Here is a 10,171-nt window from a genome sequence, read left to right on the forward strand (position 1 = left end):
GCAGGTTCTTGATCATCACAATCAGAAACCTACGCAGGGTGCGGCGTTCGTTATCTCATGACACGAACCGACCCACACATGCGAGCGAAGAGCCCTAAAAAGGGGCTCTCCTGCCGCATGTGTGGGTGCGCTGATCTACGGCTGGACGTGAAACACGCCGTCCTCTGTGATCCTTGAGGTGTCGAAGCCCAAGTTCTCTCAAGCAGAGAGACGGCGTGCCTGCCTTCAGCATATGGAAGCGTACCCTGATGGTGGAAAACACCGTGGTCGAGGCGGTGCGCTGGGCTTCGGATTCCAGGGGCACCACCTGTACGTCCGGACCGAGGTGGCGGACGTGCCCGTCCCCGCCGACGGCCGCACCGTCGTCTCCCACCGATACTCCGCCGGTGCTGGGGGACAGGGCCTGCAGTTGCCGCACCGCGCGGTCCAGTGCCTGGCCGAAGTCAGGATCCCGCTCTGCGCCTTCCTCCAGCGCCTCCTGCACCCGCCGCCGGGTGCGGTCGCTCGGCGCGTCCTGCCCAGCCTCGGCCTCCTCGGCCAGCTTCTTGAGCGCGGGGGCCTCGCCCAGCTTGCGGCTGACCAGATCGTGGAGCAGGTCCATCCCGGCGTCCAGGGCGCGGTCGACCTCCGCGTCCGCCGGGCCGGTCACCCGCTTCGCTTTGCGGACCGCCCACGCGAACACGTACCAGACCGCGATCTCTCTGCCCGTCACCGAACCCCCGGCTCATCTCCGACGTTGCATCAGACCGTGCCTGCTACCCGTCCGGAGAAGAAGAAGCCGATCACGAGCAAGTCGGTGGCCCGGGCGGCGTGAGCATCCGGTGGTCACCTTCGGCGACGGCGCCGTTCCCTGATCACCCCGGGGCTACGCCTGCCGTTGCTCACGGGGTGTTCGGGGTTGGACTCCGCATGGGCTCCATCCTCGCGGCCGAGCACCTGCTTCACGGCATGCTCGGATCGTTGCCCAGTCCTCCACGCCAATCACCTCTTCCTCCTGACTCCCATGGAGCCGGCCTGATCACTTGATCACGGAAGGGGTCACTCTTCATCGACCGTTACTACCGCCGGGGCCGTTGGGGCCGGCGGCGGCCAGCCCCCGGCGGGAGCACGTCCTGCACGGTGACCGCCCTGCCCCGGCGATCCGGGTCAGATCTGCCGGGTGCGCCGGACCCGAGGGCCGGTGGCAAGCCGCGCCACCAGATCGATGGATTGCAGAACTCTGAAAGTCACCGACTCCAGGGGTGGCCCATCGCCTAGCGTCCATGGTCATGGCACACACAGACGTTGCACTCAGGAAAGCCATGCTGCTGTTCGAGGGGGCGATCGGCATGGCTCTCGTGGACGCCGGCAATGGCACCACTCTGGGCACCCTGGGCGGCAGCGAGGAATTCGACCTCACCATCGCCGCGGCCGGGAACTCCGAGCTGCTCCGCGCCAAGATGCGCACCATGCGGATGCTGGGCCTGGCCGGCACGATCGAAGACATCCTGATCACCACCACCAGTTACTACCAACTCATATGCCCCTTGAAATCCTCCAGCAGCAACGACCTCTTCCTCTACCTCGCGCTGGATCGCAAGAGCGCCAACCTTGCCCTCGCCCGACACCAACTCCACCTGATCGAGGGCCAACTGAACTCCGGCTGGGGAATCCGGCCATGAGGGTCCGGGCGCTCTGGACCGGTCAGGCCGCAGGAGCGAGATGCGTGGCGTCCCGCCATGGGTGAGTCCCTTCGTGGACGGTGACGGGACTGTCCCGTCCACCCCGGTCCGCCGTCGTTGCCGCCGGGGACGGTGTGCACCCCCGCGAGCAGTCGACTCACCTGCCGTGGGGGAGCCGGTCGGTGTCGTCGATCGGGCCGGCCCCGGCACGCATCCCCGCGATGGGCGTCATCGCCTGGGCAGCCGGATTGACTCCGGCACTGCCGGCGCCCGCGATGCGCGGTCGCTCGCCGACCGGGGCGGACAGGCCGGCGCGCTCGGGCCGGCGGAACCAGGCCCACGCCCGCGATCGGATTCGGCTCGTCGAACACGACGGAGACGGCCGAGACAGCGTGAGGGGACTGGGCTGACGAGACGCCTTGCCGACGTTGCATGCTGGATTCTGGGGAACTCCGTCATCGCGGGCCGCAAGGCATCCCTTCGTGCGGCGGTACCCCCGCCGGCGATCACCCGATGGATCCGGGCCGACTCCGGGCGCTGCCGCCTGACCGGTAGCGCGTGCGGGGTGACGGCGCGTGCCAACTGGCGAACGGTGTCGGAGAGCCGTGTGTGGAGAGTTCCGTGCACAGCTTGAACCGGCGGGGACTGGAAACGCGGCGCCAGCCACGGTGCCGGTCCCCGTCCCTCAGCTCAGCCGGGGACCGACGTGGTGTCCGTCTGGCGCAGTTGCTCCAGGATTCCCTCGCGGTCGGCGAGGAGGACGGTGAGGATGCGTCGAGCCGAGCGCAGGAGGTCGGCGACGTCTCCGCCGGCCAGTGCATAGAGGACGGTCGAGCCTTCCCGGGTGGAGGTGACGAGGCCGGAGCGTTTCAGGACGGTGAGCTGTTGGGAGAGGCTGGAGGGCTCGATGCCGATGTCGGCCAGCAGGTGGCGCACCGGCAGTGGGCCGCCCTGGAGGAGTTCCAGGACCCGGATGCGGACCGGGTGCCCCAGCATTCGGAAGAACTCGGCCTTGACCTGGTACAGCGGGGGGTGCATCAGACCTCCAACGCCGACTCGACCTTGTTCAGCTGGTGCCTTGCCATGGCGAGGTTGGCACGCTTCCGGTCCAGCGCCAGGTAGAGGAACAGGCCACCACCGCTGCGGGAGGTCAGCGGCCGGATCAGGTGGTACTGGCCGGTGAGGGTGATCAGGATGTCCTCGATCTTCTCGGCCAGGCCCAACATCTCCATGGTGCGGGTTTTCGCCCGGACCACGTCCGTGTTCCCCGCAGCGGCCACCGTGAGGTCCAGGTCCCTGCCGCCGCCCTCGCTTCCCAGCATCATGCCGCTGCCCGTGTCCACGAGGGCCACGCCGAGCGCGCCGTCGATCGCCATTGCCTGTTTGAGTGCTATATCCGTGGTTGCCATGACGGGGACCTTAGGGAATCGGCGAACCATCACACCGACGAATTGCAGAACTCCGCTATTACGCACACTCGATGGTGTAGATTGCCCCACCTTCAGGGCATCGGTGTAGCCGCGCGATATCCGGTCTGTGACGACCCGTCGGACGGGTGGACGGGGAGCGCGGCAGACACGCGGTACGTTGTTCCGCGGCTGCCCGTAAGGGCCCTTGTGCGCTGTGTCGGAGTGCCTCCGCGGAGACAGATCGGCCATCGCCCGTCAGGCCGGGCCCGCTGGACCACGACCGGACACCGGGTCCTCCGGTGCACAACCACGGTTCCTGGGACCGCCGGTGGCCGGTGAAGGCGTGGACGGCCGTGACCGGCAGCAGCGAGCTCCCGAAGAGCCCGCAGGGAGCCGGGACGAAGCGGCTCCGTGGTCGCCAGGGGCCGGCGGAGTTGAACACGGGTGTGCGACGCCGGAAGGCGCCACGTGGTGTGCGGTGCCTTCCGGTGGATCCGATCGGATCAGGCGCGGACCAGGAGCCAGCCGCCGAGGCCGCTGCACATGCTCGCGTTGGCGGCACCGGCGCGGAAGCCGGCCGGCACGGGCTGGTAGGGGCACATGTACTCACCGGTGCGGGCCAGTTGCATGAACCACGAGCCGATGTTGCCGCAACCGGCGTTGTTGTGGCCGGTCAGCACGTAACCCGCGGGGATGGGCGAGGTGGCGCAGGTCCACTGGCCGTCGCGGGCCAGCTGCAGGAACCAGGCGTCGATGCCGCTGCAGCCGACGGCATTGTGGAGGGTGATCACGTAGCCCGGGGGGGATCGGCGAGGTGGCGCAGGTCCAGATCCCGTCCTTCACGGGCTGCATGAACCAGGAGCCGGCACCGTTGCACCCGTTCGGCGCGCGAAGGGTGATCACGTAACCCGGCGGTATGGGCGTGCCGGGACAGACCCACCCGGCGGACGCGTGGGAGGCGGCGGCGACCGGCGCCGCCAGGGGCGCCGCACTGGCCGCGCCGGCGGCCGTGCCGGTGAGGGCGGCCACCAGCAGCGCGACCACCCCCACCGCGTCGGCGAGCCGGCCCCGGGTCGCGGCCACCAATGAACGGCCCAGCGGATGGCGGTACTTGATGTTCACTTCACATCGGTCCAATCGACGGGTCCACGAAGCGCCGCACGATGGCCGTGCGGCGCCGGTCTGTGGAGCTGGAATGACCCTAGTGGGGGCGGATGCGTCTGGTCATCACCAAAGGGACACATCGTCAACCTGGCCGGAAACCGATATGAGGCACCGTCATTCACCGATTTGCTCGCACTGGAGCACTGGCACTGCCCGGCTCCGGTGCCCGTTCCGCCCGCCGGCGGCCCGTCGAGTCCCTTTGCTGGCTGGCGTGATTCCCCGCCCCGCTCCCCGGCCGGTGACCTCGTGCCTGTTCCGCACGTTTCCGCAGATCACGTGCGGGGAACCGACGTTCCGGCAATGGCGGCGATGGGCTCCCGGACCGGCGACGCGCACTCCATCGGCACATCGCCACCAACGGCGTCCCCGCCTACACCGACGCCGCGCGCGTCACCCTCGCCGGCCGGCCGCGCCGGGCCATCAGGTTGCGGGTGCAGGCTGGTTGACGTCGCTGTCGGCAGTACCGGGCCCACTGCCCTGTCCTGTGCCGGTCCGGGGCGATTCCGCGCCGTGGTCGCTCCGGTCGTGCTGGGTCGCCGGGACGGCGAGGGCCGCGGCGGCGGCGAGCACGGCGCTGCTGGCCAGGAACCAGAAGGCCCCGGTGTAACCGGAGTCGTGGGGGAACGGGTGGAGGGCCGTGACCCCGGGGGACAGGATACTGGCCGTCACCGCGCTGCCGATCGCGCCGCCGATGGTGCGGATGTTGGCGTTCATGCCGCTGGCCGCTCCGGTCTGGGCCGGTGGGACGGCCTCGACGACGATGGCGGACATGGCGGAGAAGGCGAGGCCGAGGCCGACCCCGACCAGGGCCGAGGCGGTCTAGACCTCCCAGCCGCGGTCGTGGGCCGCGGCCAGGATACCGAACGGGACGATGGTGACCAGGCCGCCCGCGACCAGCACGCGCCTGGGGCCGAAGCGGGCGGCCAGTGGCCCGGCCAGCACGCCGAGGACGAACATGCCGCCGGTCATCGGCATCATGTAGATCCCGGACTGGGTCACGCTCGCGCTGAAGCCGTAGCCGGCGAGCCGCTTCGGGGTCTGTACGAGCTGCGGCAGGAAGGTCATCGTGGTGTACAGCCCGATGCCGAAGAGCGGTGCGACCAGGTTGGCGGTCCACACCGCCGGGATGCGCATCATCCGCATGTCGATCAGCGGGGCGTCCGAGCGCAGCTCGACCGCGACCCAGTAGGCGGCGAAGACCACGGCGGCCGCCAATAGGCCCGTGATCCGCAGCGAGCCCCAGCCCCAGCTCGGCCCCTCGCTGGCGGCCAACCACAGGGCCACCAGCCAGACGGAGAGCAGCAGTGCGGCACCCCAGCTGATCCGGCCCGGGGTGCGCACCGGCGACTCGGGGACGAACAGGAAGGTCGCGACGGCGGCGGCTGTGACGAGGATCACCGGCACCCAGAACAGCCAGTGGTAGTCCAGGTGGTCGACGATCGGTCCGGCCAGGATCAGCCCCAGTCCGACGCCGACGGCGGACAGTGCCGCCGTGACGCCGACAGCGCCGCGGACCTTCGTGGCGGGGAACTCGTCACGGATGATGTCGAACGCCAGTGGCACCACGGCGCCGCCCGCGCCCTGGATGACCCGTGCGACGATCACCGGGCCGATGGAGTGGGAGACGCCGGCCATCGCGGATCCGGCGGCCAGTGCCACGAGGGTGGCGACCAGCATCCGTTCCTTGCCGACCTTGTCACCGATCCGGCCCAGGTTCGGGGTGGCCACGGAGGCGGCCAGCAGGTAGCCGGTCATCAGCCAGGTCGCGGTGGACTGGGTGGTGCGCAGGTGCTCCGTCAGGGTCGGTAGGGCCGGGACCACCAGCGACTGCAGCAGCGAGTACGCGCCGACGCCGAGCAGCAGGACGGCGAACGTCAGGTTGTGGTGCGGGCGGGTTCTGGTGCGGGACATGGGTGCGGGCTCCAGTGAGGACGCGGCGTCAGCGGGCGCTGCCGAGGCTTCGGACGTTGTCGGAGCCCCGCAGCATCAGGGTGGTCTCCTCGATGCGCCGGAAGCGCCCGTCGGGGGCGAAGTGCCGGTCGACGGCCTCGGACGGCTCCAGGCCTGGTGTGAAGAGCAGGTCGGTCAGGGCGCCGGCGATGTCGGCGCGGAAGGCGGGGGCATGGCGGTCCTCACAGGGGTCGGGAACACGGGTTCCCGGATCGGAGATTGCTCGATTTTCGTGCGCCGAGCGCGAATCTGCAGAGTACCCAAAACTGCGTGCGCCGCGCACGTAGATTGGGGTCATGCCGAGCGGCGTGGGCGCGAGACCGTTCGCCGGAGGTCCACGGCTCCTCCGAGCCGTCCCGTCGATCAAGTTGGTAGCCTTCCGGGATGACTGCGACCTTCGACGAAGTCGTCCGCGCCCGGTTGCAAGCCCCCAACATCTGGTACGTCGGCACCGTGTTCGCCGACGGGGCCCCGCAGGTCAGCCCGATGTGGGTGGATCTGGAGGGGGAGGGGGAGCTGACGTTCAACACCTCGGTGGGTCGGGTGAAGGAGGAGAACCTCCGTCGCGACCCGCGCGTCTACCTCTCGCACGCGGACGCCGCCGATCCCTTCGACCGAGTGCAGATCAGCGGTGTGGTGGCCCGCTTCATCGAGGGCGAGGAGGCGCGCGACCGGATGGACCGGCTGGCCCGCAAGTACCTGGGCAGCGAGCGCTTCGAGTGGATCATGCCGGGGGAGCAGCGGGTCGCGGTGATCGTGCGCCCGGTCAAGGTGCGGCACATCGTCGGGGTGGAGCGGTTCCGGCCCGGCGGCCCCGTCCCGGCGCCCTGACCGGCACGCTCGTCGGGGCAATCGCCTCCGCCGGCGCCCCGCGCCGAGCCTTCATGACCGGTGCGCGAGAACACCGCCACGAACGGCGGCGGCATCGGCAACTTCGGCGGTGGCACCGCCACCCGGGACGGTGGCGGCATCACCACCGCCACCACCGTGACACTGAAGCAGTCGAAGGCACGACACGACATCCCCGACAACTGCGCCCCGCCCGGCAGCGTCCCCGGCTGTCCCGGCTGACCGGGCCAGGGCCGAGGGCCTGCGCCCGAGTGGGGTGGGCGGCCGCCGCCGCTGGGAGCCGCCATCTTCCCTTGCCGGCAAGTCCGGTGCCCGGCGCGGACGAAGGTCCCACGGCGGTCACCATGTCCCGCGGCTGTCCAGGAAGCCATTCCCTCCGGCGCAGCCCGGAGGCTCGCTGGCCGCACCGCTGCGTGCGGTGGCGGCGCGAGCGGCCGGTGGCTTCCGGTGACATCGCCCGGGCACGGGCCCGGGTGCCGACCGCCGCCTCCGCGGGATCCTGGGCGAACAGGTCTGGCGCGAGGTGGGCATCGGCGGTTGCGACGACACCGAGCAGCTCAGGGCCCGGGTCACCGCCCTCGAGGTCATCTGGTGTCGGGCTGCGGGGCCTTGTCCAGCGGCAGGGTGAACCAGGTGCTCTTGCCCGTGCCGGCGGGGCGGGCCCCCAGCGGTGGGCGAGGGCCTCGACCAGGGTGAGCCCCCGTCCGGACTCCTCGTCCGCTTCGGCGAGTCGGGGGTGCGGCAGGTGAGGGCTCTGATCGGTGACCTCGACGGCCAGTTCGGTGGGATGGCAGCGCAGACGCAGGCGCACGGGGCCCTGGCCGTGCTGGACGGCGTTGGTGAGCACCTCGGACGCCAGCAGCCGGGCGTCGTCGACCAGGTGGGTGTGGCCCCAGGCGGTGAGGACCTTCTCGACGAAGGCGCGTGCCCCTGAGGCGGAGGTGGGCACTGCGGGCAGTTCGATCGCGGCCGTGGCATACGGGGCCGCCGGGACCTGAGCCAACAGGAGTGTGACGTCGTCGTCGTAGCCGGGGCCGGGCGGGAGCAGGGTGGTCAGGATGTGGTCGGCCGTGGCTTCCAGGTCGCCACCGTCGGGGGCGCTGTCGATGGTGTCGATGAGCGCTTTCAGGCGGTGCTCGATGTCGCAGCCGGGGGATTCGATCAGGCCGTCGGTGAACAGGGCGAGCAGGGCGTGGGGTGCGAGGACGACGGAGGTCTGCTGGTGGGGGATGCCGCCCACACCCAGCGGCGCGCTCACGGGCACGGGCAGGAGGTGCGCCCCGTGGCCAGGGGCGGCGACCAGGATCGGGAGATGCCCGGCCGAGCAGACGGACACCTCCCTGGTCTCGGGGGCGATGACCAGGTAGCAGCAGGTAACCAGTTGATCGGGGACCCCCAGGTCGCCGACGACCGTTTCCAGCGACTGCATCAGCGCTCGCGGCTCCATGCCGGTGGTGGCCAGGGCGTGGGCGGCTGAGCGCAGCTGCCCCATGACGGCGGCGGCTTCCAGACCGCGGCCCATGACGTCGCCGATGAGGATTCCGACCCTGCCCGCGCCCAGGGGGATCAGATCGAACCAGTCGCCGCCGACACCGGCTCCCTGGGTCGCGGGCCGGTAGCGGTGGGCGGCCGCGAGCCCCGGAACGGCCGGCGGGGTCCCCATCAGGCTGCGCTGGAGGGTGAGGGCGATGTGCCGTTGCTGCTCGTACAGCGCGGTCAGCTCCGCCTCAGCTGCCTTGCGGTCGCTGACGTCGCGGACGGCGGCGGAGAACAGCAGGCCGTCGCTGGTTTCCAGGGGGCTGAGGCTGATCTCGACGGGGAACTCGGTGCCGTCCTTGCGCAGTCCGTGCAGGTCCAGCCCTGCTCCCATGGGTCGTACCTGTCGGTTGGCGGCGTAGTCGCTGCGATGGCGGGCGTGGTGTGCGCGGAACCGGCCCGGGATCAGTAGTTCCACCGGCCGGCCCAGCAGTTCCTCGCGCCGGTAGCCGAACAGCGCCTCGGTCTGGGCGTTCACCAGCGTCATCGTTCCGGTGTCGTCCACGATGACCATCGCGTCCGGGGCCGCCTCCAGCAGCCCCCGGAACCGCTCCTCGGCGGCCGGTGAGGCGTCCCCGCCGCTCCCTTGGGCCATCGTCGCTCTGTGCCCCTTGCCCATGCCGACCCCAAGTGCGTTGTGCGGTGCTGGTTGCCAGAGGCCATCTCACCTCAACCGGACTATTTCGTATGGCAGTTGACGCCTACTGACTCATCACGCTCGAACCAGGGCCCGCCATGCACGAAAACGACCGTCCGTGCGATGCCAAGGCCGACGGGCGGAACCCGCAGGTCGCGGCAGTCAAGGTTCCCGTGTCCGCGCCAACGTCGCGCGCTCCGGGATCCGCCTGACACCCGGGCACGCCGGATACCGCGGAGCGACTACGCCGTTGACCGATGAGCGTCACACCGCTGAACGTCCGCCCGGAAGAGTCACGAAGGCCACGGGACCCGCATCCGCCCACCTCGCTGGGCACCACGCGCTGTGGCGCGCGGTCACCGACACCCAGCCATGTGGCAAACGGTCGAGGACGACTGCCAGAGAACACTCATCGGCCGGGGCGGCGTCGTCCAGGCACTGGAAGCCGACCCGGACGTGGCCGCCGCGGACCACGGCCTGCATACCGCGCGCCGTCCAGATCGCCGTCCGGACGGTGCGTCGCACGGCGTGAGCGGTGTCTGATGCGGCACTGGTGGCTACTTTGTGGCCGTGGATGACTCTGAGGTGAAAACCTCCTGCGGGTGATCGCTATGCGGCGGGAGGCGGTTCGGCGGTGACGTCGTAGCCGAGTTCGCGGAGCTTGGCCAGGTGGTGGGCGGCCTGGTGTTCTGGTGACCGGCGGCGGGTGAAGTAGTCCGCACCGAGGTCGTGATAGGGCTGGTTGCGGTCGAGCATGTGGTAGATCGCCACCACGATGGAGTGCTCCACCGCCTTGATCGCTTTGGCGTGGCCGCGGCGCGGCTTGAGGCGCATGTACTGGGCGTGCAAGTAGCTGCCCTTGGAGCGGATTGAAGTTTCCCCCTGATCTTGGACAGCAGGTTTCTACGCTGCGGGGGTGAAGTCGTGCTGCAGTCTGGCTCGGGTTTCGAGTGGGGTGAGGTACC

General features: G+C 70.1%; 11 protein-coding genes. 2 read left to right on the forward strand and 9 right to left on the reverse strand.

The annotated features are described in order from the left end of the window. Positions 1–94 precede the first annotated feature (94 nt). Positions 95–712: a hypothetical protein gene (locus ACZ38L_RS36805; protein ID WP_465701949.1), complete on the reverse strand. Its 618-nt coding sequence runs from the start codon at positions 710–712 to the stop codon at positions 95–97. 556 nt (positions 713–1,268) lie between these two features. On the opposite strand from ACZ38L_RS36805, the gene ACZ38L_RS36810 reads away from it, so the two are divergent. Further along, positions 1,269–1,661 carry a hypothetical protein gene (locus ACZ38L_RS36810; RefSeq protein ID WP_396560789.1) on the forward strand — a complete coding sequence of 131 codons (393 nt, stop codon included), beginning with the start codon at positions 1,269–1,271 and terminating at the stop codon, positions 1,659–1,661. Between the two features lie 690 nt (positions 1,662–2,351). On the opposite strand, the gene ACZ38L_RS36815 is transcribed toward ACZ38L_RS36810, so the two are convergent. From ACZ38L_RS36815 to ACZ38L_RS36840, 6 genes are all read right to left on the reverse strand, one after another. Beyond that, positions 2,352–2,699, reverse strand: a complete 348-nt coding sequence (locus ACZ38L_RS36815) for an ArsR/SmtB family transcription factor (protein WP_396560791.1) — start codon at positions 2,697–2,699, stop codon at positions 2,352–2,354. Continuing rightward, complete coding sequence (locus ACZ38L_RS36820) at positions 2,699–3,070, reverse strand: hypothetical protein (RefSeq protein ID WP_465701952.1); 372 nt, start codon at positions 3,068–3,070, stop codon at positions 2,699–2,701. The genes ACZ38L_RS36815 and ACZ38L_RS36820 overlap by 1 nt, the downstream gene beginning before the upstream one ends. Before the next feature lie 503 nt (positions 3,071–3,573). Beyond that, positions 3,574–3,861, reverse strand: coding sequence for a hypothetical protein (locus ACZ38L_RS36825; RefSeq protein WP_465701954.1), 288 nt, complete (start codon positions 3,859–3,861; stop codon positions 3,574–3,576). A gap of 793 nt (positions 3,862–4,654) precedes the next feature. Beyond that, entirely contained in the window at positions 4,655–5,041 is a 387-nt protein-coding gene (locus tag ACZ38L_RS36830; protein WP_465701966.1) for an MFS transporter, read from the reverse strand. A 12-nt stretch (positions 5,042–5,053) separates the two neighbouring features. Beyond that, positions 5,054–6,145 (reverse strand): MFS transporter, encoded by a 1,092-nt coding sequence (locus ACZ38L_RS36835; protein ID WP_465701956.1) that lies wholly within the window; start codon positions 6,143–6,145, stop codon positions 5,054–5,056. A gap of 28 nt (positions 6,146–6,173) precedes the next feature. Next, on the reverse strand, positions 6,174–6,482 hold the full coding sequence (locus tag ACZ38L_RS36840; protein ID WP_465701958.1) for a hypothetical protein: 309 nt from the start codon (positions 6,480–6,482) through the stop codon (positions 6,174–6,176). Between the two features lie 86 nt (positions 6,483–6,568). Here ACZ38L_RS36840 and ACZ38L_RS36845 point away from each other — a divergent pair, with 86 nt between their 5' ends. Then, a complete protein-coding gene (locus tag ACZ38L_RS36845; RefSeq protein WP_465701960.1) occupies positions 6,569–7,015 on the forward strand; it encodes a TIGR03618 family F420-dependent PPOX class oxidoreductase in 447 nt (148 codons plus the stop codon). A 139-nt stretch (positions 7,016–7,154) separates the two neighbouring features. Here ACZ38L_RS36845 and ACZ38L_RS36850 read toward each other — a convergent pair whose 3' ends face one another. Beyond that, positions 7,155–9,164: an ATP-binding SpoIIE family protein phosphatase gene (locus tag ACZ38L_RS36850; protein ID WP_465701962.1), complete on the reverse strand. Its 2,010-nt coding sequence runs from the start codon at positions 9,162–9,164 to the stop codon at positions 7,155–7,157. Between the two features lie 651 nt (positions 9,165–9,815). Then, positions 9,816–10,055 carry a hypothetical protein gene (locus tag ACZ38L_RS36855; RefSeq protein WP_465701964.1) on the reverse strand — a complete coding sequence of 80 codons (240 nt, stop codon included), beginning with the start codon at positions 10,053–10,055 and terminating at the stop codon, positions 9,816–9,818. Positions 10,056–10,171 lie beyond the last annotated feature (116 nt).

The organism is Kitasatospora sp. NPDC024654 (genome assembly GCF_055559155.1).

Coding starts and splice junctions, on each gene's coding strand:
- ACZ38L_RS36810 (WP_396560789.1), top strand. CDS start 1,269: ATGGCACACACAGACGTTGCACTCAGGAAAGCCATGCTGCTGTTCGAG.
- ACZ38L_RS36815 (WP_396560791.1), bottom strand. CDS start 2,699: ATGCACCCCCCGCTGTACCAGGTCAAGGCCGAGTTCTTCCGAATGCTG.
- ACZ38L_RS36820 (WP_465701952.1), bottom strand. CDS start 3,070: ATGGCAACCACGGATATAGCACTCAAACAGGCAATGGCGATCGACGGC.
- ACZ38L_RS36835 (WP_465701956.1), bottom strand. CDS start 6,145: ATGTCCCGCACCAGAACCCGCCCGCACCACAACCTGACGTTCGCCGTC.
- ACZ38L_RS36840 (WP_465701958.1), bottom strand. CDS start 6,482: ATGACCCCAATCTACGTGCGCGGCGCACGCAGTTTTGGGTACTCTGCA.
- ACZ38L_RS36845 (WP_465701960.1), top strand. CDS start 6,569: ATGACTGCGACCTTCGACGAAGTCGTCCGCGCCCGGTTGCAAGCCCCC.
- ACZ38L_RS36850 (WP_465701962.1), bottom strand. CDS start 9,164: ATGGCCCAAGGGAGCGGCGGGGACGCCTCACCGGCCGCCGAGGAGCGG.